The organism is Oceanicaulis sp. MMSF_3324 (assembly GCF_030733545.1).
Taxonomy (GTDB): domain Bacteria; phylum Pseudomonadota; class Alphaproteobacteria; order Caulobacterales; family Maricaulaceae; genus Oceanicaulis.
The window spans coordinates 61,397-84,455 of sequence record NZ_JASHIU010000010.1 but is presented as its reverse complement, the minus strand read 5'-3'; the positions used below and the strand labels follow the sequence as shown (position 1 = coordinate 84,455).

Here is a 23,059-nt window from a genome sequence, read left to right as displayed (position 1 = left end):
TTGGGCTCAGGCCCTAGTCTGCGGCGCAACACAGTAACCATGAAGGAGACGCCTGATGCGCACCGCCCTGTTCGCTTTCGCATCCGTTCTGGCCCTGACCGCCTGCAGCCAGCCTGAAGCGGGCTCTGACGCGGCGCCCGCCGCCGATGCGGAGCAGGCTGCGGAGGTCGTGCAGGTTTCGCATCCGGCCTACCCCGAGACGAGCACGGTCGAGCAGGTGGATGTCTATGAGTCCGCCGCCGAGGGCGAAGTGGCGGTGTCGGACCCGTATCGCTGGCTGGAACAGGATGTGCGCGTGTCCGAGGATGTGGCGGACTGGGTCGAGGCCCAGACCGCGGTGACCAGCGCCTATCTCGACCAGTTGCCGGGCCGCGACCAGATCGCCGAGCGCCTGGCGGAGCTGTGGAATTATGAGCGTTACGGCCTGCCGACCACGCGCGAGACCGAAGACGGCCTGCGCTATTTCTTCTCGCGCAATGACGGGCTTCAGGACCAGTCGGTCTTCATGGTTCAGGATGGCCTTGAGGGCGCAGCGCGCCCGCTGATCGATCCCAATGAATGGGCGGCGGACGGCACCACCGCGCTGGCGGGCACGGTGCCCAGCCCGGACGGGACGCAGCTCGCCTATCTGATCGCCGATGGCGGCTCGGACTGGCGCTCGATCCGCGTCATGGACGTGGAGACGGGCGAAACCCTGTCTGACGAGATCGAGTGGGTGAAGTTCTCGCCCTTGAGCTGGGCCAAGGATGGCTCGGGCTTTTACTATTCGCGCTACCCCGCGCCGGAGGAAGGCGAGGCCTTTACCGCGCTCAACCTCAATCAGGCGATCTATTTCCATGAGCTGGGGACCGACCAGAGCGAGGACGTCCAGGTCATGGCCGATCCCGACAATCCCGAAGTGGGTTGGCGCGGCTTCGTCAGCGATGATGGCCGGTACCTGATCATCAACTCCTCCACCGGTACGGACGGGAATGGCGTGCACATTCTCGACCTGGAGACCGAGGCCGCCGAGCCGGTCGAGATTTTCGAAGGCTTCGGCAACAACCATTCCTATGTGGGCAATGACGGCGAGACCTTCTGGTTCCAGACCGATCTCGACGCCCCCAATGGCCGAATCGTCTCGGTGTCGCTGTCTGATCCCGCCGCCTTGACCGATGTGGTCGCTGAGGGCGAGGGCCCGATTACCGGCGCCAGCCATGTGGGCGGTCATCTGATCATCGAGACCATGCGCGATGTGGCGAGCGCGGTCAGCGTCTATACGCCCACGGGAGATTTCGTGCGCGAAGTGGCGCTTCCGGGACTGGGCGTGGCGTCCGGCTTTGGCGGGGATCCTGAACGCACCGAGACCTTCTATTCGTATGAAAGCCTGAACCAGCCCGCGACGCTCTATCGCTATGATGTGGAGACCGGGGAGAGTGAGGTCTTCCGGGCGCCGGATCTGACCTTCAACCCGGATGACTATGTCGTCAGCCAGACGTTCTATGAGAGCACGGGGGGTGCGCAGATCCCGCTGTTCGTCGCGCACCATCGCGACGTGGATCCCAATGGCGCGCGTCCGACCCTGGTCTATGGCTATGGCGGTTTCGCGATCACCCGCCGTCCGGACTTTGACGTGCGACGCCTGCAATGGATGGAGATGGGCGGGGTTTACGCCATCGCCAATCTACGCGGCGGCTCGGCCTATGGCCGCGACTGGCACGACGCGGGCCGACTGGCCAACAAGCAGAACGTGTTTGACGACTTCATCAATGCCGGTCACGCGCTGATCGATATGGGCTGGACCAGCTCGGACCATCTCGCCATCCATGGCCGCTCCAATGGCGGTCTTCTGGTGGGCGCGGTCGCCAATCAGGCGCCGGAGCTGTTCGCCGCGGCCCTGCCGGCGGTGGGCGTGATGGACATGCTGCGCTTCAACCAGTTCACCGCCGGCCGGTTCTGGGTGGATGATTATGGCAGCCCGCAGGACCCGGAAATGTTCGATGTGCTCTATGGCTACTCGCCCTATCACAACATTCCCGAAACCGGTGAGTATCCCGCGACGCTGATCACCACGGCGGACACGGATGACCGCGTCGTGCCGGGTCATTCGTTCAAATATGCGGCGGCGCTTCAGGCGGCCCAGACCGGCGATGCCCCGACCCTGATCCGGATCGAGACCCGCGCCGGGCACGGGGCCGGCACGCCGGTGTCCAAACTGATCGAGGAAGCGGCGGATCGCTGGGCTTTTATCGCCTACCACACCGATCTCGAGATCGAGGACTAGTCGAGGCCGACAGACCCCTGAAACCCCGGAGCCTGGCTCCGGGGTTTTTGCGTTCGCCGGGGCCTCGCGGTAGGTTGAATAATCAAGCCTTTGACAGGAGAGTCTCATGAGCGACGCTGACCATCTGGACCGTCTGGAAGCTCTGTTCGAGGCTCTGCGGGAGGAGCGCCCGCGGCCGGACAAAATGGCGAGCTGGCTGTCTTCCGCCTGTCTGCTGACGCGCGAGGGCGATCCCGAAGCGATCGCCGAGCAGGTGCGTCAGGGACATGCCCAGATCGAATCCGGTGTGGGTTGGGGCGCGCCCTCTGGCGCGCTGCGCTGGTTGTACGCCGCCATGCTGACCCAGAACGATATTCCGGTGGAGCGCTTCCTGGCTGCGCGGAACGCCTTCCGCGAGCAGATGTCCTGGTTCAAGCGATCCGGGCTTCAGGCCGGTGGCGCGCGGGCGGCGCTGATGCTGTGCGTGGGCTCCAGCGAAGATACGCCGATTGAGCGGTTCCTTGAGATGCGAGAGGCTTTGCGGCCGCCTTGGTGGCGCGCCAACGCCGCCATCACCGACACTTATGCCGCCATTCATGCCGCGCGCGGTGATGATCCGGCCGAGGTTCTGGCCCTGCGAGGGTCGGCTGAAGCCGTGTTTGGCGCGCATCGCCGGGCGCGGGGGCACAAGCGTGATGGCGCGAAGCTGTGCGCGCTCCTCAAGACGGACCCGCAGGAGGCCCTGGCGCGCTTTGAGGCGCTGGATGCGGCCCGTGAGACCCACAAACCCTTGCGGCGGTACAGCATTCGTCAGAGTTTCATGCAATGGGCCGTCCAAGGCCAGACCGTGGATGATGCTCTGGCGATCGACGCCTTGCGCAAGGCCTTGCCGCGTTCGGTGAGCGCTTCGGGCAGCGCCCGTACAGCGGTGGCGCACCTGGTGCATACAGCCGAGCATTCGGGACTTCACGACGGCGCATTGAGCGCCATGGATGCCGTCATTGCGGCGCAAACCGCCATGATGGTGTCGGTGATTGCGGCCAGCACGGTCGCCACTACGGCCAGCTCCAGCTCGAACGGCGGCGGTGCTTAAGGTTGAGTTAGCCATGCGTCACGCAACTCTGTGACGTGTCATTAACCCGCCGGGCCCAAGACTTTTCCCACGCGCCGAAACCGTGCGCTTTTGAATGCCGGGACAGTCTGGAGCCAGAATATGCGTAAGAATCTGTTGGGGTCAGCGGTCGCAGCGTCCGCCTTGATCGTGCTGGGCGGGACAGCGATCGCGCTTGATCATCACGGTCATTCTTCCTGGAGCTATGACGGCGATGGCGCTCCGGAGCACTGGGGCATGCTGTCCGCGGACTACGCGACTTGTGACAGCGGTCACGAACAATCCCCGATCGATCTTCATGCCGTGAGTGACGCTGCGGATTTGGCGCCTGCGCTTCACTGGGAAGACGCGGAAGGCTCGGTGACTGATAACGGGCATACCATCAAGGTGGGTCTTGAGGATGCGGGGAGCCTGCATCTGGGCGATCGGTCTTATGAACTGGTCCAGTTCCATTTCCATGCCGCCAGCGAGCATACCGTGGACGGCCATCAGTATCCGCTGGAAGTGCATTTCGTGCACGCCTCCGAGGATGGCCATCTGGCCGTCGTTGGCGTGTTTTTCGAGGAAGGCGAGGCCCACCCGGCGCTCGACGCGCTGTGGGCGGCGATACCGCATGAGGGCGATCATCACGAGGTTGATGATGTGAACCCGGCCGCGTTTCTGCCCGATGATCACAGCGCGTGGCGGTATGCGGGCTCGCTGACGACCCCGCCCTGTTCGGAAGGTGTCGCCTGGACGGTCATGCAGACCCCCGTCACGGCTTCGGCCGAACAGCTATCGGCTTTCACTGCGCTCTATGCGCACAACTACCGTCCGGTTCAGCCGCTTCATGAGCGGCGCCTGACTGCGGGCGAACTGCACTGAGCATAGCCCGTAACGGGCGGCGCCGCTTTCTCTCCCCCCTCAGGCGGCGCCGCCTCCTTACTCCACAGCCACTCGCTTTCCCGGTCTTTGAAGACGCCCTATGTCTTCATCATGATTCGACCTGACCAGCTGTTGCGCGAAACCGAACGCGGCCTGTGGTGCGAGCCGGGGGGCTTTTTCATCGATCCGATGCGGCCTGCCGAGCGGGCGCTCGTAACCCATGGTCATGCTGACCATGCCCGGGCCGGTCATGCGCGTGTGCTGGCCACGCCCGAAACCCTCGCCATCATGGCGGCGCGGTATGGCGAAGCCTTCACCCCCGACCCGGTCCCGGTCGCCTATGGCGAACGCCTGAAGATCGGTGAGGTGGATGTGAGCTTTCACCCGGCGGGACATGTGCTGGGCAGCGCCCAGATCCGGCTGGAATGGAAAGGGCTCGTGATCGGCGTCTCCGGCGATTACAAGCGCCGCCGTGATCCGACCTGTGCGCCGTTCGAGGTCTTTCCCGCCCATGTCTATGTGACCGAAGCGACCTTCGCCCTGCCGGTGTTTCGCCATCCCGATGATGGCGACGAGATCGCCAAGCTGCTGACGAGCCTGCAACAGAACCCCGATCGCACGCATCTCGTGGGCGCCTATGCTCTGGGCAAGGCGCAACGCCTGATCTGCCTGTTGCGCGAAGGCGGCTATGACGCGCCCATCCATATTCATGGCGCGATGGAACAGCTGTGCGCGCTTTATGAAGACCATGGCGTGGATCTGGGCCCGCTGGCCAAGGCGACCTTGAAGGATGGCGAAGGGACCAGGCAGGATTTCGCCGGCAAGATCGTGATCGGTCCGCCGTCCTCGTTCCAGACGGCCTGGGCGCGGCGGTTCTCCGATCCGGTCATCAGCTTTGCGTCGGGCTGGATGCAGGTGCGGGCCCGCGCGCGCCAGCGCGGGGTGGAATTGCCCCTGATCCTGTCAGACCATGCTGACTGGGATGAGCTGACCCAGACCATTCGCGATATTGATCCCGAAGAAGTCTGGATCACCCATGGGCGGGATGACGCCCTGGCGCGCTGGGCCGAATTGGAAGGCTACAAGGCCAGGCCCCTGTCCCTGGTCGGATATGAAGACGAGGATGACTAGCGTCTTGCCTCGCCCGACCGGCCGCGCCTAATTGAAACGATGACCCGACCGCTTGCCTCGCTTCAGACAGATCCCGTTCTCATGACGGTCAACGGCGCACGCCTGATCGCCGATCCGTCCGGCGTGGCGATGTGGGTGGATGAGGGCGTCATGCTGGTCAGCGATCTGCACTTTGAAAAGGGCAGCGCCTATGCGGTGCGGGGCCAGTTCCTGCCGCCCTATGACACGCGCGCCACGCTGACCCGGCTTGCTGGCGCCATCTCCATCTATCAGCCGCGTCGTGTTGTGGCGCTGGGCGACAGCTTTCATGACCTGGGGGCGGATGACCGCATGGACCCCGGCGATGCAGACCGGCTTTGCGAGCTGGTGGCGTCGGTGGAGGACTGGGTCTGGATCGAGGGCAATCACGACCCCAAACCGCCCGCCCGCTTTGGCGGGCGCGCCGGGTTCGAGCTTGACCTCGGACCCTTGCATCTGCGCCATGAACCTCAAGCCGGGGACCGGCCCGGCGAGGTGGCGGGCCATCTGCATCCCTGCGCCAAGATTTCAGGGCAGGGGCGTCGGGTGCGTCGACGCTGTTTCGCTACCGATGGCGCGCGCCTGATCCTGCCCGCTTTCGGCGCCTTCACAGGCGGGCTCAATGTTTGTGACGACGCCTATGCGCCGCTCTTCAGGCAGCGCCCGCACGCCTACATGCTGGGCCGTGATCGGGTTTACGCGGTCAGCAGCGCCCGGCTTCTGGGCGATTAGAGGCTGAAGGTCGGCGAGCTGCGGACAAAGGCGGTCAGCCCCAGGCACAGCACCACGACAGCGGTCAGGATGAAGCGCAGCGGCATGTACCAGCCGGGGAAGGTGGCGCCACGAATGGCGGTGCGGTCCCACAGGAACTGCACGACGAAGCCCGCGATCAGAATGCCCCAGCCGGTCAGCTCCAGATCGAGCGGCAGGCCGGGCCGGTTCCAGACCTGGATCACGACCGCAATCCAGCCCGCCAGGCTGAGCAGGATCGACAGCATCATGACGCCCGAGCGCGGCTTGTCGCTGCGAATGACCAGCTCGCCGGCCCAGCGTCCGCCCGCCAGGAAGGACAGGATCACGGCGGAATAGACCGGCAGGGCGGTCGCGGCCTGAAGGGCGGCCTGTCCGCCCGCCATCACGCCGATCGCGCCGGCCAGAAAGGGCAGCAAGCCGCCAAAACCGAGGATCAGGACCAGGGGGGGAGCTTCGCTAAGACGTTGCATGGCGGGCGCCTCGTATCAGACTGTGAACCATCAGCGCCGCTGGGTGACCGCGGCCGCCGTCCAGCCAGCCAGAAGGGCCAGCAGGACCGAGATCAAGGCGTACACGACCGGACGGTTCTGGGCCAGATCATAGATGGTGCGTTCGACGCCCGCCTTCACCACGCTCAGATCCGTACGCCGTGTGGCGATGGGCTGGCCATCCCGGAACAGGTACACATCTGCGTCATATGTCCCGGTCGGGGTGGTCGGCGGCAGGATCACCCGGGCGCGGAACAAGCCGCCCTCAAGCAGCTCGACGCCGCCAGGCGCTTCACCGTACAGGCCGCGCCGCGCCTTGTTGCGCACCAGGGCCGCGCGATAATCCACGATCTCGCCGCCCAGATCGGTCACCATCACATTGCGCACCCCGAACAGGGTTTCACGGCGAATGCTTTCGGGCGCGTACAGGCGCACATGATCCATGCCGATCTGGTTGCGCCGAAGCGCGGAGAAGCTGGCGAACTCGGACAGGGGGCGCGTCGAGGCGACGGCATAATACCCCGCCACATCCTCAAAGCGCACCGGCGCGGCGTTGACCCAGATGCCCAGCACCCGGCGTTTCTGCATCACCCGCAAATCACCAGCGGGGCCCCGCACGGCGACGACGATGTCATCGCCCTCCTGCAGGCCGGTGGCGGCGCCATAAAGCGTCAGTTCCGCGCCGGCGAAGGTGGAGCGGATTTCCACCACATCCTCGGTCAGTGCGGCGGCGATCTGGGCGGGCGGCTGAACGCCTTCGGGCGGGGCTGCGTGCGCGCGCAGACCGACTAGAGCGCCAATCATCACGATCAGCATCAGGGTGGTTCGTCTGATCATCACTGCCCCCCCTGCGCATCAATCAGCACGAACAGGTCCGCTGGCGTGCTGGTCAGATCCCAGGCCAGTTTCAGGCACACGCTCACCACGATCAGCGCCAGCAGGGCGCGCAATTCCTCGGCGGGGATCTTGCTGGTGAAACGCGCGCCGATCTGGGCGCCCACGACGCTGCCCAGGATCAGGATGCCCGCCAGCACCATATCCACGGTCTGGTTCTGCACCGCTTGCAGAAAGCTGGTCAGCGCCGCCACGAACAGGATCTGAAACAGCGAGGTGCCGATCACGACATTGGTGGGCATGCGCAACAGATAGATCATGGCCGGAACCATGACGAAGCCGCCGCCAACGCCCATCAGGGCCGCCAGCCCCCCCACCAGAAAGCCGATGGCGATGGGCGGGATCACGCTCATGTAGAGGCCGGATACGGCGAAGCGGGTCTTAAAGGGCAGGACGTCGATCAGCCCGCGCTTGCGCCGTTTGGGACGGACCGAACCGCCCGCGCCGCGCCGTCGTCGGATGGCGTTGACGCTTTCCACCAGCATCAGCCCGCCAATGATGCCCAGAAAGCCGACATAGCACAGTGAAATAACCAGATCGATCTGACCCAGGCGCTGCAGAAGACCAAACAGCTGGACGCCGGAAATGGACCCGGCCACCCCGCCTATGAGCAGGATGAGCCCCATTTTGATATCGAGCGTCTTGCGCCGGAAATGGGCGATGGCGCCCGAAACCGAGCTGGCGACGATCTGGTTGGCCTGGGTGGACACGGCCACAGCCGGCGGAATGCCGAGGAAGATCAGGATGGGCGTCATCAGGAAGCCGCCACCGACCCCGAACAGGCCGGATAGAAAACCGACACCGAGACCGAGGCCGAGCAATAGCCAGAGGTTCAGTGAAATCTCGGCTATGGGCAGGTAGATCTGCACCGCGCCGCGCCTTAGCCGGCGGCGGCTTGTTCAAGCCGTGAGAGCAGGACGCTGTCCACCCGGTCCGACACCGTCAGGCCCTCGGAGCGACGGAAGTCGCGAATGGCGCTGCGTGTCCGTGATCCCATCATGCCATCGGCCGGGCCCGGCTGATAACCCAGCTGGGACAACAGGGCCTGAGTACGCGCAACCTGCGCCGGGCTCGCCACGGCGCCCTCTTGCCAGGGCTGGGGCGGGTAATCGCCCTGCGCTTCGGGATCAGAGGGACGCGGCGTGAAGTTCTGCGCCACCGATTCCGCCGCCGCGCGTTGTTCAGGCGTCAGCATCGAGCGTAGTTCGGCGGCGGAGTTGCGCGCCTCGGCGTCACCCGAATTGGCGGCGATGGTGAACCAGGCATAGGCGTCAGCGGGGCTTTGCGGGACGCCGAACCCTTCCTTGAACAGCAGGGCGATATTCACCTGGCTGTCCACAAGCCCGTGAAGCGCGCCCTGTTCGAACCAGCGGGCGGCCGTTGTCTGAAAGTCCGGCGTGGCTTCGGCATTGATGAACATGCCGCCCGCATCATGCATGGCCTGCACATTGCCGTTCTCGGCGGCGCGGGCCATCCATTCACGCGCGGCCGCCGGATTGGCCGGAACGCCTTCGCCATTGGCCAGCATCAGGGCGAACCGGCGCTGGGCAGCGGGCACGCCCTGTTCGGCGGCGCGGCGCATCAGCGCGGCGGCGTCGCTGTAACGCTGGTCTTCAAGCTGCTGCAGCGCCAGCTGATAGCGCGCCACTGCGTCGCCGCTTGCAGCCGCGCTCTCAAGGCTGGGCGATTGATCGCCAGCCGCCGGGCGCGTCTGCGGGGCGGGCGCCGGAGCCGGTGCAGTGTCGGCCTGAGCCGGTGCAGGCTCAGCCTGAGCCGGTGCAGGCTCAGCCTGGGATTGGGTTTGAGCGGTCTGCGGTTCGGTCGTCGGCGCTGGCGCAGTCTGCGGATCCGCTGCCGGTGCAACGGTCTCGTCTGAAAGCGCGGGCTCGGACCGCAACTCTGCGGAGGGGGCTGACAAATCCGCCGGCTCTGAGAACAGGCTCGAAAGCGAGGCGGACGGATCGGCGTTCAAGGCGGCTTCTTCCGGTCCGTTGATCGCTTCCAGGATCAGCATGCCCGCGGCTGCAGCCACAGCCAGAAAACCGAGCGCGCTCGCACCCAGCAGCAAGGTCCGGTTGCCGCCGCGTTTCTCGCGTTCGACGGGTGGGGTCCACCCTGCCTCTCCGCCGCGATTGGCGCGCACCTGCTTGCGGGCCTTGGCCAGGAAATCGGCGTCTGCAGTCGCGCCCAGGGCGGCGGATTTGCGCGGTTCTGCTTTCGCTTCGGGCGCTGGCTCTGGCTGGGGCGCCTTGTGTTGCGATGCGGTTTGGGGCTTGGCGGCGACGACCGGGCCCGGCTCGGGGCGGTTGAAAGAGGACGGACGCGCCGGCTCGGCCTTGATGTCAAAATCATCATGACCCGGAAGCGCGAAATCGTCATCCGCCTCGTCGTTGTTGACCCAGCGATCGGGCGCTTCGGGCAAAGGCTTGTTGAAGTCGTTGATGGCGTCATCCGCTTCCTGGACCACGGCCTTGGACTCATCGGCGTCCTTGTCCTTGGATTTGCCCTTGCGTCCCTCGATCGCTTCAAGCCGGATCGCCAGCGCGTTCATCGCCTTTTGAACCGGCGACAGCGCTTCGCTGGTGTCCTGCCGGGCCTGGTCCAGACGCTCGTGAAGACCGGTCATGGCCTTCTCGATGCGTTCGGCCGTGCGTTCTTCAGAAGCGCGGATGCGCGTTTCAAGATCCTGCTCGCTCGTATTGGAGCGGGAGTGTTCTAGACGTTCGACAACCTGGGCCATGCGCTCGCCCGCTGCTTCGACCGCTTGCGCCGAGCGATGCTCGGCCTGTTGCACGCGGTCCGCCAAGTTTTCACCAAGCTTGGCCACCTGTTCCCCGATCCGCCGCACGGCGACGTTGTTATCCTGGCGCACCTTGTCCAGGCGCGCCTCGATGTCGGCGCGATCTTCCTTGGACTGTCGCTTGGCTTCGGCTTCGTCCAGGCGCTGCTGAAGGCGCTGCTCGGACTTATCCAGTCTTTGATCAACGGCGCGGGCCAGCCGGGCGACTTCCGCGCCGATGCGCTGAAGGGCGTCCGACTGGCGTTGCTCGGCGGTCTGAAGGCGCGCCTCGGCATCCGCCAGGGCGCGCTCGAGGCGCGGGCTGTCGCTGTTCTTAGAGACTTCGGCGATCTGGCGCGCGCATTCGCTGCGCGTATCACGGATCACATCGGCGACTTCGCGCGCCAGCGCATCAATGCGGCGCTGGACGTCTTCATCTTTGAGCGCGTTGGACTGGACGCTTTCGAGCTGGCGCAAACGGGCGTCCAGCCTCTCTTGCGAACCCGCCAGGGCTTCAGCGGCGCGTTGCGTCGCGCTCTCCGCGGAAATGATGCGGCTCTGCAAGGATCGTGAAGTGTCTTGCAGATCACTCAGCAAGGACTGAGTGCGCTCATCGCGGGTCTCGACCAGATCGCGCAAAGCGCGGGTCTCGTCGGTTAGAGTCTTTTCGGTGTCTTCAAGGCGCTGGCCGAGCTTTTCCAGGCCGCGTTCGGCGCTGTCGCGACGACGCTCTTCCTTGTGCGCCAGATTATCGAGCTCGGTGCGGACATCGCGCTCGGTCTCGTAGAGCCGTCCCGCCAGCTTGCCCACCGTGGTCTCGACCGATTTCAGCGCGGCGGGATCCGCGCCGCCAGCCGGACCGGTGCGTTCAAGGCGGCGCACCCGGTCGAGCAGTTCATCCTGCTGAGCGCGGGTGCGCTTGAGCGCGTCCTGTGCGCTTTCGCCATCCTCATCCACACTGTCTTCGATCATGTCGAGACGGCGCGAGATCGCGGTGACGGACTGGTCGATATGCGAGAGCGCCTGGGTCGAGCGCCGTTCGGAGGCTTCAAGCCGGTCGGACAGACGTTGAACCAACTCGCTCAGCTGGTCGTCATGACCGGGGCCGCCATCATCGCCGCCGCCGAATCCGGGAAAGCGGGAAAGCTGGTCATCCCAGTCCTTGGCCGTGTCGGAGACGCCGTCATCCATGATGACCCGATTGAGCCATTCGCCCAGAGTCATGCCTTCACGCCTCGCCGCAGATTTGGCGAGGGCGCGGGCGCGGGGATCAATCCCCTTCACACTCCAGGGCGCCACAGGCGGCATGCCGACTCATCTCCATTGTCCAGTTTCGACCCTATAGACGCGGTTAATAATGTGTAAACCAGTGTGGCAGGCGCCATATCTGGTATTTCCACAGAGAATCACCGCTCCGGCGGGCGAACGCACGGACCCAACTCTGATTCAAGAGCAGGTGATGCGGTTAACGCCTCGTAAATCTCTCTTAAATCGGAGAGAATCTGATCACTGAACAGGTGTGGTCGGGTCGGCGGGGAGCCAGAAGGGCGCCAGCTCGCTCATGCGCGCTTCCAGGAGGTCGGCCTGGGCGAGCGGGGTCTGGTCGATCGGGCGGGGCAGTTGGCGGCCCAGATCAAATAATGACCAGGCCGGCCCCGGCGCGCCTGCCGCCAGATAGCGCTGCCCCAGGCCCCAATACGCATCCGGCGCATAAGGGTCCATGATCAGGGCTTCGGCCAGCAATTGCGCCGGATCAAGGTCGGGGCGGGCCTGCAGGCCGACCCGGCCCCAGGCGATCAGAGCCTTGGCGGTCAGAAGACGAGCGGCGGCGCCGGGATGGCCGTCGCGCTCGATGAAGGGCGCAATCAGGTCGACCGCTTCAGCCGGATTGTCCTGCGCCAGTGCGTCCAGGCCCCGCGACAAGGCGCGGAAGGCTTCGTGTTCGCGTCCCTGCAGCGCCAGGGCGCTGGCATAGGCGCAGGTCAGCCTGTCGCTGCCGATCGAGGCTTCCGGGCAGGGGCCAAAATGATGGGTTTCGTGGATCTGAACCAGAAGCGCGCCTGCATAGTCGCCGTCTTCCTGCAGGCTCTGGCTTTCATCAAAGAAGTCCTGCAAATCCGGCGCGGCGTCCTGGGCGTTGGCGAGCGCGCTTTGCGCGGCGTCCATCACCTGGCTGAGACGGTCAGCGCCGGCCGGGATGACGGCGGCGTCATCAGGCAGGGGCGGCAGTTCCGGCATGGCCGCGTCATCGGCCTCGACGCGGGTCCAGCGCTCCAGGCGGCCCGCCGGGCTGTCAGGGCTGTACACGACGAAGCTGAACGCGCAGGGGAAGCGGTCTTCCTCGGACAGGCGCGCCAGAATCTCCGGGTGGATGGGCGCGACATAAGGCAGCCAGGCCATGGCGCTGGCGGCTTGCTGGGGCCCAATGGAGGGCGCATCACATTGCGTATCGGCCTCGCCATAATCGGCGCGGAACACCAGCTGGTCATCATAAAGCGCGATGAAGCCGGCCTCGGTTTCGGTCAGGGACAGGGCGCCGCCCTGACTGGCCACCCCCGTGGCGGCCTCCAGCCAGACGCGGTCGAACGTGCCGGCATTGCCAAAGCTGATGACGTCGCGGCGTCCGCCTTCGCTGAGCGCAACATAGATATCGAGATGGCGACGTGCTTCGGCGAAAAGACTGGTGCGCACGATATCGTTCTGGCCGCGCGCCTGCGCATACAGCGCGCGCTCATTGATATCGAGCCACATCTGGGCGCCTTGCTCGGTGACCCAGCTGGCCCAGTCCGGGCCATAGCGCACGCTGCGGGTCTGGCTGCTGCGCTGTGTATTCGAGCTGACCGAGGAAATGTCGACCTGCCAGACCGCAAGCACTTCGTCCGCCGCAGCCGGCATGGTCACGCTTTGCGCCCAGGCGGCGGGCGACAGGAAGAGGCAGGCGGCGAACGCGATCAGGCGCATTTGCAAATCCTTGGCCGGGAAACCGGCGAGTCTGCTTCGGTTAACCGCCAAATCAATCGACGAATGCGGCGCGGTCAAGGCGCCGATAAGACAAGGTTGCGAGCGTAACATGGATGTCACCAGATTGACGTTGACGTTCACGTCAAGGCGCATACACTCCCCGACATGACACAGACCGCGCCTTCTGATGTTGAACTGTCGATCCGCGAAATCGCGGAAAAGTTCGACGTAACGCCGCGCACCCTGCGCTTTTACGAGCAGAAAGGCCTGCTCAATCCCAAGCGCCGGGGCGGATCGCGCTGGTATGCGGCCGCAGACGTGGCCCGCCTGTCGCTGATTCTGCGCGGTCGCCGTGTGGGCTTCTCGCTCGAGGAAATCGGTGAGATGCTCGATCTGGAAGCGCTCGCCGCCCGCTCTCATGAAACCCTGTCGCGCAATCTCAAGCGGTTTCGCGAGCGGATTGCGGCGCTGGAGCAGCAACGCAACGATATCGAAGACGCGCTCGCCGAGCTGAACGCCGGTTGCGCCTGGCTCGAAGAGCGCCTGGCCGACCGCGAGCCGTCCGAAGACATCAAGCGCCGCGCGGCCGCCTTCGAAGCGCTGGCCTCGGCGCGACTGACGCAATGGTCCGGCCATGCGCCGGACGACCCGATATGACGCTTTCGCGAAGAGGACCTGACAGGACTCGACGCGCTCAGGCCGACATGGCCCCATACCTATAACCACCTCGACCCCTACGGAGACGGTCCCCATGCCCGACTACAAGGCCCCAAATCGAGACCAGAAATTTGTGCTGAACGAGCTGCTGAACGTTCAGCAATACAGCGATATTCCCGGCTTCGCGGACGCGTCCGAGGATATCGTCAACGCCATCCTGGAAGAGGGCGGCAAGTTCTGCGAAGGCGTTCTGCACCCGCTCAACAAGGTCGGCGATCATGAAGGCTGCAAGCTGGATGACGGCGTGGTCACAACCCCGACCGGCTTTAAAGACGCCTATGACCAGATGACCGAAGGCGGCTGGACCGCGCTGTCCGCTCCGACCGAGTTCGACGGCCAGGGCCTGCCGCATTATCTCAATCTCGCCTTCAACGAGATGGTCACCAGCTGCAACATGGCGTTCGGCATGTATCCGGGCCTGACCAACGGCGCAGCGCAAGCCCTGCTGGTGGGCGGCTCTCAGGAGCAGAAAGAGCTCTACCTGCCGAAGATGTTCTCCGGCGAATGGTCGGGCACCATGAACCTGACCGAGCCCCATTGCGGCACCGATCTGGGCATGCTGCGCACCAAGGCCGTTCCGAACGGTGATGGTTCGTACAAGATCTCCGGCCAGAAAATCTGGATCTCCGCCGGCGAGCACGAGATGAGCGGCAATATCGTTCACCTCGTGCTGGCGCGCGTGGAAGGCGCGCCGCAGGGCGTCAAAGGCATTTCGCTGTTCGTGGTGCCGAAATACATCCCCGACGCCGACGGCAATCCGGGTGAGCGCAACTCGCTCAAATGCGGCGGCCTGGAAGAGAAGATGGGCATCCACGGCAACGCCACCTGCGTCATGAACTATGACGAGGCGACCGGCTGGCTCGTGGGTGAAGAGAACAAGGGCCTCAAGATCATGTTCGTCATGATGAACGAGGCGCGTCTGGGCGTGGGCCTGCAGGGTCTGGGTCTGGCGGAAACCGCCTACCAGTACTCGCTGGCGTTCGCGAAAGACCGCATCCAGGGCCGCTCCCTGACCGGTCCGAAGAACCCGGACGGCCCGGCCGATCCGATCATCGTGCACCCTGATGTGCGCCGCATGCTGATGGACCAGAAAGTGTTCGTGGAAGGCGCGCGCGCCTTCACCTATTGGACCGCGCTGCAGGGCGATCTCGAGCACAAGGCCGAAGACGAGGCCGTGCGCGAGAAGGCCGGCGACTTCATGGCGCTGCTGACCCCGATCGTGAAGGGTTATCTGACCGACAAGGGCTATGAGAGCGTCTCCACGGGCCTGCAGGTCCATGGCGGTTCGGGTTTCACCCGCGAATGGGGCATCGAACAGCTGCTGCGCGATGCGCGCATCACCCTGATCTATGAAGGCACCAACGGCGTTCAGGCGCTGGACCTGGTGGGCCGCAAGCTGGCCATGGCCGGCATGCGTCCGATCAACTCCTTCTTCGGCGAGCTTGATGACTTCATCGCCGAGAACCAGGGCAATGCCGATCTCAAGCTCTACGTGGACGGCCTCGCTGACGTGAAGGCCAAGCTGCAGAAGGCCACCAACTGGCTGGTCGAGAAGGGGCTTGAGAACTTCGACAATGCCGGCGCGGCCTCGACCGATTACATGCACCTCTTCGGTCTGACCTGCTTTGCCTACATGTGGGCGAAAATGGCCAAGGTGGCTGCGGCCAAGAAGGACGATAGCGATCCGATCTACGCGACCAAGCTGGTGACGGCGAAATACTTCGTCGAACGCTGGTTGCCGCAGGCGGACGCCCATCTGGCCCGCATCGAATCCGGCGCCGAGACCATGATGGCCCTCGAAGCCGAGGCGTTCTGAGACTGACTGCGAAAGCCCTCCGCCCCAAAGGCGGGGGGCTTTTCGCCAAGATATCTTTGGGAGGAGATGGAAATGACGGCGCAAGTCCTCAATGTGCCCAAGCCGGAATGGCTGGATCAGGAAGACGTGAATATCTTCGACGGAGCGGTTCGCAGCTTCATCGAGAAGGAATGCCTGCCCCACGGGGATCGCTGGGAAAAGGAAGGCATGGTGGACCGCGAGGTCTGGAACAAGGCGGGCGAGAACGGCCTTCTGTGCCCGGCTGCGCCGGAGGAATACGGCGGAGCGGGCGGTGACTGGCGCCATGACTACGCCTTCCACATGGCTGTGTCCGAACTGGGCGTGGATGGCTGGGGCGCGAGCCTGCACAACTCCATCGTGGCGCCCTATGTCTGGCACTACGGCACTGAAGAGCAGAAAAAGCGCATCCTGCCCAAGCTGATCTCCGGCGAATATGTCGGCGCGATCGCCATGACCGAGCCGGGCGCCGGCTCTGACCTGCAGGGCATCAAGACCACGGCCGTCAAGGATGGCAATGGCTACAAGATCAACGGCTCCAAGACCTTCATCACCAATGGCGGCACCGCGAACTTCATCGTGGTCGTGGCCAAGACCGACCCCCAGGGCGGGGCGAAGGGCACCTCGCTCTTCCTGATCGAGACCGACGGGCTGGATGGCTTCCGCCGCGGTCGCAATCTCGACAAGGTCGGCATGAAGTCCCAGGACACGGCCGAATTGTTCTTCGAGGACATGAAGGTGCCCGCCGAGGCCCTTCTGGGCGAAAGCGAAGGCCAGGGCTTCTTCCAGCTGATGGAACAGCTGCCGCAAGAACGCCTGCAGATCGGCGTTCAGGCCGTGGGCATGATGAAGCGCGCGCTTGCCGAAACCATCGCCTACGTCAAGGAACGCCAGGCGTTCGGCAAGCCGGTGCTGGGCTTTCAGAACACCCAGTTCAAGCTGGCGGAGCTCAAATCCAAGGCGACCATCGCCGAGGTCTTCGTCCAGCATTGCTCGGATCTTCTGATCAAGGGCCAGCTTGATGCGGCCACCGCCTCGATGGCGAAATACTGGACCACCGACATCCAGTGCGAGCTGATTGACGAATGCGTCCAGCTGCATGGCGGCTACGGCTTCATGAACGAGTACCCGATCGCGCGCATGTGGCGGGACTCGCGGGTGCAGCGCATCTATGGCGGCACCAACGAGATCATGAAGCTCCTGATCGCCCGGACGCTCTAGTGACGATGCGGCTCGTCATAAGCCTGGGGGCGGGCATGCTGCTCGCCGCCTGCGCGCCCGACGCGCCGCAAGCGGAGGAGGCTGTCTTCCAGACAGCCTCGCCGCGCGCCTATTTCGAACAGACCTTCTCCGGACGCTGGGGCATGGACGCCTCGTGTGCGGAAGAGGGCCTGTTCACGCTCAGCCCCGACCGGCTCGAGCTTTACGAACGCAGCTGCGACGTGCTCGCCCTGACCCGGGACGGAGACCGCATCGCAGCGCGCACGCAATGCGCAGATGAAGGCCAGCCCATGGCCGAAAACACGCACATCCTCAGTCTCGTCTCTGATGGTGAGATCACCGTCTCGGACGGGCATTACGAATGGACCCGCCACGCCTGCGGCGCGACGGGAGCCCAAACACAGGGAGCCCATTAAATGACTGACGCTTACATTTTCGACGCCACGCGGACCCCGCGCGGCAAAGGCAAGAAGAGCGGCACGCTTCACGAAGTGACCGCCCTGCAGCTGGCCACCCAGCAGCTTGAAGCCATCCGCGAGCGCAATGATCTGGACACGTCCTATGTGGACGACGTGATCCTGGGCTGCGTCTCCCCGGTCGGCGAGCAGGGCGCGAACATCGCCCGCGCCGCCGCAATCAACGCCAACTACGCCGAGACCGCCTCGGGCTTCCAGGTCAACCGCTTCTGCGCTTCCGGCCTGGAAGCGGTGAACCTGGCGGCTGCGAAAGTCATGTCCGGTGAAGCCGACATGGCCATTGGCGGCGGCGTGGAAGCCATGTCCCGCGTGCCCATGGGCTCTGACGGCGGCGCCATGGCGGTCGACCCGGAAATGGCGTTCGACCATTACTTCGTGCCCCAGGGCGTGTCCGCGGACCTGATCGCCACCAAGTACGGCTATTCCCGTGACGATGTGGACGCCTACGCCATCGAGTCCCAGAACCGCGCCGAGAAGGCCTGGAAGGAACGCCGTTTCGACAAGTCGATCGTGCCGGTGAAGAACCAGCTTGGCCTGACCCAGCTCGACCATGACGAGCACATGCGTCCGGGCACCGACATGCAGTCGCTGGCCAGCCTGAAGCCGTCCTTCAAGGATCTCTCCGCCTTTGTCGGCCTCGACAAGGTGGCGATGCAGAAATATCCCGACATCGAGAAGATCAACTTCGTCCACCATGCGGGCAACTCCTCGGGCATCGTGGATGGCTCCGCAGCCGTTCTGATCGGCACCAAGGAAATGGGCGAGAAGCTCGGCCTCAAGCCGCGCGCCCGCATCCGCGCCATGGCGTCCATCGGGTCTGAACCGACCATCATGCTGACCGGCCCGGCCCCGTCCGCCCGCAAGGCGCTGAAGAAGGCCGGCATGAACCCGTCCGACATCGACCTGTTTGAAATGAACGAGGCGTTCGCGTCCGTCGTTCTGCGCTTCATGGAAGATCTCGGCGTCGAGCACTCCAAGACCAACGTCAATGGCGGCGCGATCGCCATGGGTCACCCGCTGGGCGCGACCGGCGCGATGATCTTGGGTACGGTCCTCGACGAGCTGGAGCGCTCCGGCAAGGGCACCGGCCTCGCCACGCTGTGCGTCGGCGGCGGCATGGGCACCGCAACCATCATCGAGCGCGTGTAGTGTCTCGGCTTGGTGTCATATGCGTTCTAGCGACGATGTTCCTTGCGTCCTGCGCTGAGCAGGATTGGAGCAAGGACTCGTTGGCAGGCACTTATGACCTGAGCCAGTACAGCGACGTGAAAACTGAAATCGATCAAGACGTGCGCAAGCTTATTGAAGAAGTCGTAGCAGCAAGTGTCGGCACAGAAGACGGCGCCCAAGTTTGTCCGCGACTAAGCTATCGCACACATCTTGAAAATACGGAGCGCCTTCTGGTGCGCTGCAGCAGTTCCATCTACCTCGTGCTTGAGGGTGGGCACCCTGTTGAGATGCGCGCATCGACAGACGGCTTCTAAATAGGATTACTATCCATGACCTATACGCATTTCAAATTCGAGGTGGACGGCGACGGCATCGCGCTCATCACCTTTGACTCTCCGAACGTCTCGATGAACGTTCTGTCCAACGCCGTGATGCAGGAAATGGGGCAGATCGTCGAAAAGATCGGCTCTGACGACGCCATCAAGGGCGCGGTCATCACGTCGGGCAAGAAAGCCTTCTGCGCCGGCGCCGACCTGTCCGAGCTGGGCGGCGGCATGGCCGACCTCAAGGGCATGTCCGAGGAAGAGGCGAAATCCAAGCTGTTTGATACGGCCTATCGCCTGAACCAGTCCCTGCGCGCGCTGGAAACCTGCGGCAAGCCCATCGCAGCCGCAATCAACGGTCTGGCGTTGGGCGGTGGCTTTGAAGTCACCCTGGCTTGCCATTACCGCGTCATGGCGACCGATACGGGCGCCAAGCTGGGCCTGCCTGAAGCCCTGGTCGGCGTTCTGCCGGGCGGCGGCGGCACCCAGCGTCTGCCGCGCCTGATCGGCGTGATGAACGCGGCTCCCGTCATGCTGCAAGGCAAGCAGCTCGACGCCGACACCGCCAAACAGCAAGGCGTTGTGCATGAGATCGCCCCGGCGTCCGAGATCGTCGCCAAGGCGAAAGAGCTCGTCAAAGCGGACTCTCTCGGCGGCAAGCAGCCCTGGGATCAGGACAAGTTCAAGATCCCCGGCGGCGGCCCCTACCATCCCGCCGGCCTGCAGGTCTTCATGGGCGCATCCCCGATGCTGCTCAAGGAAACCTACGGCAATTATCCGGCCCAGCGTTACATCCTGTCCTGCGTCTATGAAGGCCTGCAGGTCCCGATGGACGCCGCCCTGCGCATTGAAAGCCGCTATTTCACCAAGCTGCTGATGCGCCCCGAGAGCCGGAACATGATCCGCTCGCTCTTCCTGTCCAAGCAGGCGCTTGAAAAAGGCGCTCGCCGTCCGGCTGGTGAAGAAAAGGGCGAGATCAAGAAGATCGCCGTCATCGGCGCAGGCTTCATGGGCGCCGGCATCGCCACCGTGTCCGCTCAGGCGGGCATCGAAGTGGTGCTGATCGACGTCAACCAGGAAGGCGCGGACAAGGGCAAGGCCCATGTGGCGGCGCACTTCGCCAAGGGCGTCAAGCGCGGCAAGCTCACCCAGGAGAAGGCGGACGAGAAGACCAATCTGGTCACCGCGACCACCGATTATTCGCTCCTGAAAGACGTCGATCTGGTGATCGAGGCGGTGTTCGAGAACTCCGAGCTCAAGCACTCCATCACCAAGGCGGCGGAAGAGCACCTGCCCAAGGACGCGATCTTCGGGTCGAACACCTCGACCATTCCGATCACGTCCCTGGCCGAAGCCTCTTCGCGTCCGGAGAACTTCATCGGCGTGCACTTCTTCTCGCCGGTCGAGAAGATGATGCTGGTCGAGCTGATCGTGGGCGAAAAAACCGGCCCGCGCGCCATCTCGCTGTGCCTGGACTTCGTGGCCAAGATCAAGAAGACCCCGATCGTCGTCGCCGACACCCGCGGCTTCTACGCCAACCGCTGCGTGATGCGTTACATCGAGCAGGGCATGTACATGCTGACCGAAGGCGTGAAGCCGGCCCTGATCGAGAACGCCGCCAAGATGGCCGGCATGCCGGTCGGCCCGCTCTCGCTGCAGGACGAAGTGGCCATTGATCTGGGCTACAAGGTGCTTCAGCAGACCAAGAAGGACCTCGGCGATGCGTTCGAGGACACTCCGAACGCGGAAGTCATCGAGAAGATGTACGAGCTGGGTCGTTATGGCCGCAAGAACCAGAAGGGCTTCTACGTCTATACCGACGAAGGCAAGTCGCTCTGGGACGAGCTCGATCAGTTCGCGCCGAACGGCAAGCTGCTCGACGATCAGCCGACCGTGGACGAGCTGAAGGATCGCATCCTCTACGCCCAGGCGCTGGAAGCGGCCCGGACGATGGAAGAAGAGATCGTCGCCGATCCGCGCGAAGCCGATGTGGGCTCAATCCTCGCCTGGGGCTTTGCGCCCTATACCGGCGGCGTGCTGAGCTTTATCGACACCATCGGCGCCAAGGCCTTCGTGGACCGCGCCGATGCGCTGAAAGCCAAATACGGCAAGCCGTTCGAAGTCCCCGCCCTGCTGCGTGACATGGCCAGCAAAGGCGAGACCTTCTACGGCCGCTTCGCTCCGGCGAAAGCTGCGTAAGGCTCAAGCCTGACCAGAAAAGAGCCCCCGGCGCCAGTCGCGTCGGGGGCTTTTTTATTCATCAAAGCCGCAGTTGTCGTAGGGGAAGCCATGACCCCAATTCCTTTCACGAGGAACCTCAGAGAAGTTGTCAGGGTCCTCAAGCAGGTTTTCGGCAGACAACAACTCTCGGGCGTGATCCACAATGGCGCTTAAGGCGAATGCATCTTCACTCAGGCGCGTTGGTCTCGGGCGGGTTTGGGGAGACTCGTGATCCTGAATTCTGCAGCCAGAATACCAGTGGAGTTGTTTGGAATTTTCGTTGGAGAACGAGACGGAAATGTAAGCACTGGGGTGGTCTGTTGCGTAGACAGTGCAATTATCACCGCCGTAATCAACCGAGTTGCGTGCCAGAAACTCATTGTCCTGAAGGGTTCGGACAAGTGCTTTAAAGCTGTGTTCGGGTAGGACGCCCAAGTGCGGGCCCTCGCTACCTGTGAAGTGCAACCCGCAAAACCGGTAAGCATCATTGGGCTCAATGGAGACAATATAGCTGGGGCAATATCCGAAACATCCAGTTTGCTCGACCCTGATTTCCTCGATCTGATCGTATGAGGCGGCTTGATCCAAATAGGCTAGCTCAAACACGAAAATCTCTCTTTGCGGGCGCAAAAACGCAGTATGCATGAATTCGCGCGACAGGCGACTGGCATTTGTAACTCGCCGGTTCGCGCGTGAACTGTCAGGCTCAAACCGCATACGTTGGATCGGAATGCGGCATCTTCGGATCAGAGATCGCAAGGGGGACAGAACGCCATGCTCACCACACTCTCCGCTTTCGCTGCACTGACACTCGCGCAAGCCGCCGAGCCGGGCATCAACTTTTCCGGGGTTCAGGACCCTCTGGGCGGTGAGCCGACACAGGTTCTGGTGCTGGGCACGGCGCATCTCAATCAATTGCCCGAGGGCGCGCTCAATCCCGGCGATCTTGATCTGGTGCTGGAGCGGCTTGAAGCGTTTGATCCGGACATCATCGCCGTTGAATCCATAGGAGGGCGCGGTTGTGACGAGTTGCGCCGCTATGCCCAGCTCTATGAGGGGGTTGCGGATACCTATTGCCGCGACCCGCAACCCGCGCTTGAGGTGCTGGGCATGAACCAGCCCGAAGCGTATATGGCGGCGCGGACTCGCCTGCACGAGTTTCCCCGGTCGGCGTCGGTTTCTGAGCGTCGGTCTCTGGCGCTCTTGCTCATGGGGGCGGGTGAACTCTGGTCGGCTGCCCTGCAATGGGCGCAACTGGACGATGGCGACCGGATCGCCGCTGACGGACTGACCGAAGAGCTGGCTGGCATGCTGGATCGCATGGTCGCAAGTCGGAATGAGAACGGGGTTCTGGCCGTGGCGCTGGGCGCGCGTCTGGGGCTCGATCATCTGGTGACCATGGATGATCACACGGCGGATTCCATCTACGCCTTCGCGCCTGGCACGCTGGGCGAGACCATTCAGTCGGTCTGGGCGCAGTCTGATCCTGCGGTCGATGGCGTGTTTGCAGAAGCGCGCAGCTATCTGGGCTCGCCCGAGCGTGTGTTGGCCGGCTATCGGTTCCTCAATTCACCGCGCTATCAGCGCGCCACGATTGATGGCGATTTCGGTCTGGCCGCCGCGACGCCGGATCATGACGCCGTCGCGCGCCAGTATGTGAGCTGGTATCAGACCCGGAACCTGCGCATGGTGGCCAACATTGTTGAAGCTGCTGGCAATGAACCGGGCGCCCGGGTGCTGGTGATCGTGGGGGCCTCGCACAAGGCCTATTTCGACGCCTATCTCGACCAGATGCATGATTGGGAATTGATCAGCGTCGACGCTGTGCTGCAGGACTGATCTTTCCCGGAACGGCAG

Annotated in this window: 19 protein-coding genes; 13 read left to right on the top strand and 6 right to left on the bottom strand. The window is 63.9% G+C overall.

The features are described from left to right. Window positions 1-55 precede the first annotated feature (55 nt). The 5 genes from RBA95_RS10900 (at window position 56) to pdeM (ending at window position 6,098) form a co-directional block, all read left to right on the top strand. Entirely contained in the window at window positions 56-2,263 is a 2,208-nt protein-coding gene (locus tag RBA95_RS10900) for a prolyl oligopeptidase family protein (RefSeq protein ID WP_306016885.1), read from the top strand. A 106-nt stretch (window positions 2,264-2,369) separates the two neighbouring features. Beyond that, window positions 2,370-3,335 carry a hypothetical protein gene (locus tag RBA95_RS10895; protein ID WP_306016884.1) on the top strand — a complete coding sequence of 322 codons (966 nt, stop codon included), beginning with the start codon at window positions 2,370-2,372 and terminating at the stop codon, window positions 3,333-3,335. 120 nt (window positions 3,336-3,455) lie between these two features. Beyond that, complete coding sequence (locus tag RBA95_RS10890) at window positions 3,456-4,217, top strand: carbonic anhydrase (RefSeq protein WP_306016883.1); 762 nt, start codon at window positions 3,456-3,458, stop codon at window positions 4,215-4,217. 111 nt (window positions 4,218-4,328) lie between these two features. Beyond that, window positions 4,329-5,348 carry a ligase-associated DNA damage response exonuclease gene (locus tag RBA95_RS10885; protein ID WP_306016882.1) on the top strand — a complete coding sequence of 340 codons (1,020 nt, stop codon included), beginning with the start codon at window positions 4,329-4,331 and terminating at the stop codon, window positions 5,346-5,348. A gap of 39 nt (window positions 5,349-5,387) precedes the next feature. Further along, complete coding sequence (gene pdeM, locus RBA95_RS10880; protein ID WP_306016881.1) at window positions 5,388-6,098, top strand: ligase-associated DNA damage response endonuclease PdeM; 711 nt, start codon at window positions 5,388-5,390, stop codon at window positions 6,096-6,098. Here pdeM and RBA95_RS10875 read toward each other — a convergent pair. The 5 genes from RBA95_RS10875 to RBA95_RS10855 form a co-directional block, all read right to left on the bottom strand. Next, window positions 6,095-6,589 carry a DUF3429 domain-containing protein gene (locus RBA95_RS10875; protein WP_306016880.1) on the bottom strand — a complete coding sequence of 165 codons (495 nt, stop codon included), beginning with the start codon at window positions 6,587-6,589 and terminating at the stop codon, window positions 6,095-6,097. The two genes, pdeM and RBA95_RS10875, sit on opposite strands and share 4 nt — an antisense overlap. Before the next feature lie 30 nt (window positions 6,590-6,619). Then, window positions 6,620-7,444 (bottom strand): TIGR02186 family protein, encoded by an 825-nt coding sequence (locus RBA95_RS10870; RefSeq protein WP_306016879.1) that lies wholly within the window; start codon window positions 7,442-7,444, stop codon window positions 6,620-6,622. Beyond that, on the bottom strand, window positions 7,444-8,370 hold the full coding sequence (locus RBA95_RS10865) for a sulfite exporter TauE/SafE family protein (RefSeq protein ID WP_306016878.1): 927 nt from the start codon (window positions 8,368-8,370) through the stop codon (window positions 7,444-7,446). Before RBA95_RS10865 ends, RBA95_RS10870 begins: the two co-directional genes overlap by 1 nt. An 11-nt stretch (window positions 8,371-8,381) precedes the next feature. After that, complete coding sequence (locus RBA95_RS10860; protein WP_306016877.1) at window positions 8,382-11,588, bottom strand: peptidoglycan-binding protein; 3,207 nt, start codon at window positions 11,586-11,588, stop codon at window positions 8,382-8,384. 198 nt (window positions 11,589-11,786) lie between these two features. Further along, the gene (locus RBA95_RS10855) at window positions 11,787-13,241 is read right to left on the bottom strand and encodes a hypothetical protein (protein ID WP_306016876.1); all 1,455 of its coding nucleotides are present in this window, start codon (window positions 13,239-13,241) and stop codon (window positions 11,787-11,789) included. Window positions 13,242-13,406: 165 nt separating this feature from the next. Here RBA95_RS10855 and RBA95_RS10850 point away from each other — a divergent pair, with 165 nt between their 5' ends. The 7 genes from RBA95_RS10850 (at window position 13,407) to RBA95_RS10820 (ending at window position 21,181) form a co-directional block, all read left to right on the top strand. Next, window positions 13,407-13,898 (top strand): MerR family DNA-binding transcriptional regulator, encoded by a 492-nt coding sequence (locus RBA95_RS10850; protein WP_306016875.1) that lies wholly within the window; start codon window positions 13,407-13,409, stop codon window positions 13,896-13,898. A 94-nt stretch (window positions 13,899-13,992) separates the two neighbouring features. Beyond that, the gene (locus RBA95_RS10845) at window positions 13,993-15,774 is read left to right on the top strand and encodes an acyl-CoA dehydrogenase C-terminal domain-containing protein (RefSeq protein WP_306016874.1); all 1,782 of its coding nucleotides are present in this window, start codon (window positions 13,993-13,995) and stop codon (window positions 15,772-15,774) included. Window positions 15,775-15,846: 72 nt separating this feature from the next. Further along, window positions 15,847-17,013: an acyl-CoA dehydrogenase family protein gene (locus tag RBA95_RS10840; RefSeq protein WP_306016873.1), complete on the top strand. Its 1,167-nt coding sequence runs from the start codon at window positions 15,847-15,849 to the stop codon at window positions 17,011-17,013. A 35-nt stretch (window positions 17,014-17,048) separates the two neighbouring features. Then, window positions 17,049-17,429, top strand: coding sequence for a hypothetical protein (locus RBA95_RS10835; RefSeq protein WP_306016872.1), 381 nt, complete (start codon window positions 17,049-17,051; stop codon window positions 17,427-17,429). Continuing rightward, window positions 17,430-18,638: an acetyl-CoA C-acetyltransferase gene (locus RBA95_RS10830; RefSeq protein ID WP_306016871.1), complete on the top strand. Its 1,209-nt coding sequence runs from the start codon at window positions 17,430-17,432 to the stop codon at window positions 18,636-18,638. A 35-nt stretch (window positions 18,639-18,673) separates the two neighbouring features. Beyond that, the gene (locus tag RBA95_RS10825; RefSeq protein ID WP_306016870.1) at window positions 18,674-18,973 is read left to right on the top strand and encodes a hypothetical protein; all 300 of its coding nucleotides are present in this window, start codon (window positions 18,674-18,676) and stop codon (window positions 18,971-18,973) included. Between the two features lie 15 nt (window positions 18,974-18,988). After that, window positions 18,989-21,181, top strand: a complete 2,193-nt coding sequence (locus RBA95_RS10820; protein ID WP_306016869.1) for a 3-hydroxyacyl-CoA dehydrogenase NAD-binding domain-containing protein — start codon at window positions 18,989-18,991, stop codon at window positions 21,179-21,181. Between the two features lie 54 nt (window positions 21,182-21,235). Here the strand turns inward: RBA95_RS10820 and RBA95_RS10815 are convergent, their stop codons facing one another. Next, window positions 21,236-21,808, bottom strand: coding sequence for a DUF6438 domain-containing protein (locus tag RBA95_RS10815; RefSeq protein WP_306016868.1), 573 nt, complete (start codon window positions 21,806-21,808; stop codon window positions 21,236-21,238). A gap of 168 nt (window positions 21,809-21,976) precedes the next feature. On the opposite strand from RBA95_RS10815, the gene RBA95_RS10810 reads away from it, so the two are divergent. Then, complete coding sequence (locus RBA95_RS10810) at window positions 21,977-23,041, top strand: DUF5694 domain-containing protein (protein WP_306016867.1); 1,065 nt, start codon at window positions 21,977-21,979, stop codon at window positions 23,039-23,041. The last annotated feature ends 18 nt before the right edge of the window (window positions 23,042-23,059 follow it).

What these genes read in the sequence shown, in the direction of transcription:
- pdeM (WP_306016881.1), top strand. Translation starts at nt 5,388, where the DNA reads ATGACCCGACCGCTTGCCTCGCTTCAGACAGATCCCGTTCTCATGACG.
- RBA95_RS10845 (WP_306016874.1), top strand. Translation starts at nt 13,993, where the DNA reads ATGCCCGACTACAAGGCCCCAAATCGAGACCAGAAATTTGTGCTGAAC.
- RBA95_RS10810 (WP_306016867.1), top strand. Translation starts at nt 21,977, where the DNA reads ATGCTCACCACACTCTCCGCTTTCGCTGCACTGACACTCGCGCAAGCC.
- RBA95_RS10860 (WP_306016877.1), bottom strand. Translation starts at nt 11,588, where the DNA reads ATGCCGCCTGTGGCGCCCTGGAGTGTGAAGGGGATTGATCCCCGCGCC.
- RBA95_RS10900 (WP_306016885.1), top strand. Translation starts at nt 56, where the DNA reads ATGCGCACCGCCCTGTTCGCTTTCGCATCCGTTCTGGCCCTGACCGCC.
- RBA95_RS10890 (WP_306016883.1), top strand. Translation starts at nt 3,456, where the DNA reads ATGCGTAAGAATCTGTTGGGGTCAGCGGTCGCAGCGTCCGCCTTGATC.
- RBA95_RS10875 (WP_306016880.1), bottom strand. Translation starts at nt 6,589, where the DNA reads ATGCAACGTCTTAGCGAAGCTCCCCCCCTGGTCCTGATCCTCGGTTTT.
- RBA95_RS10850 (WP_306016875.1), top strand. Translation starts at nt 13,407, where the DNA reads ATGACACAGACCGCGCCTTCTGATGTTGAACTGTCGATCCGCGAAATC.
- RBA95_RS10895 (WP_306016884.1), top strand. Translation starts at nt 2,370, where the DNA reads ATGAGCGACGCTGACCATCTGGACCGTCTGGAAGCTCTGTTCGAGGCT.
- RBA95_RS10855 (WP_306016876.1), bottom strand. Translation starts at nt 13,241, where the DNA reads ATGCGCCTGATCGCGTTCGCCGCCTGCCTCTTCCTGTCGCCCGCCGCC.
- RBA95_RS10825 (WP_306016870.1), top strand. Translation starts at nt 18,674, where the DNA reads ATGTTCCTTGCGTCCTGCGCTGAGCAGGATTGGAGCAAGGACTCGTTG.
- RBA95_RS10840 (WP_306016873.1), top strand. Translation starts at nt 15,847, where the DNA reads ATGACGGCGCAAGTCCTCAATGTGCCCAAGCCGGAATGGCTGGATCAG.
- RBA95_RS10830 (WP_306016871.1), top strand. Translation starts at nt 17,430, where the DNA reads ATGACTGACGCTTACATTTTCGACGCCACGCGGACCCCGCGCGGCAAA.
- RBA95_RS10870 (WP_306016879.1), bottom strand. Translation starts at nt 7,444, where the DNA reads ATGATCAGACGAACCACCCTGATGCTGATCGTGATGATTGGCGCTCTA.
- RBA95_RS10820 (WP_306016869.1), top strand. Translation starts at nt 18,989, where the DNA reads ATGACCTATACGCATTTCAAATTCGAGGTGGACGGCGACGGCATCGCG.
- RBA95_RS10835 (WP_306016872.1), top strand. Translation starts at nt 17,049, where the DNA reads ATGCTGCTCGCCGCCTGCGCGCCCGACGCGCCGCAAGCGGAGGAGGCT.
- RBA95_RS10885 (WP_306016882.1), top strand. Translation starts at nt 4,329, where the DNA reads ATGATTCGACCTGACCAGCTGTTGCGCGAAACCGAACGCGGCCTGTGG.